This is a genomic window from Rhizobium sp. P2_G2 (assembly GCF_056403555.1).
The window spans coordinates 1-590 of record NZ_JBFUFF010000278.1 but is presented as its reverse complement, the minus strand read 5'-3'; the positions used below and the strand labels follow the sequence as shown (position 1 = coordinate 590).

Here is a 590-nt window from a genome sequence, read left to right as displayed (position 1 = left end):
ATCGAGAACTTGCCGAAGCCATGGCTGCCATCGACATCGGTCTGGGCCGTGAACAGCGCCGAGCTGTCGACGTCGGAAGCATCGAGCTTGCCGCCAGTGTTTTGAGCCGAATCCGTCTCCGTCAGTTCCTGGGTGCTGCTGCCGCCGATCACGGCCGCATCATTGGTGCCGTGGATGGTGACAGTGATCACCTGGCTGGTGCCGTCGGCGGTGGTGACGGTGATGCTGTCGGTATAGTCATGGCCGGCTTTGAACTCGTCATGGGCATCGTTCATGACATAGGTCCACGTGCCGTCAGCGGCGATCGAGAACTTGCCGAAACCATGGCTGCCATCGACATCCGTCTGCACATCGAAGGCGGCCGAGCTGTCGACATCGGAAGCATCCAGCTTGCCGCCGGTGTTCTGGGCGGTATCGCTTTCAGTCAGTTCTTGGGTGCTCGTTCCGCCAATCACGGCGGCGTCATTGGTGCCATGGATGGTGACCGTGATCACCTGGCTGGTGCCATCCGCCGTGGTCACGGTGATGCTGTCGGTATAGTCATGACCCGCCTTGAACTCGTCATGGGCGTCGTTCATGACATAGGTCTC

General features: G+C 60.2%; 1 protein-coding gene. It reads right to left on the bottom strand.

The features are described 5' to 3' along the window. The coding region (locus AC1D06_RS42735; RefSeq protein ID WP_477991648.1) for a VCBS domain-containing protein at nt 1–590 on the bottom strand (590 nt) is incomplete at both ends.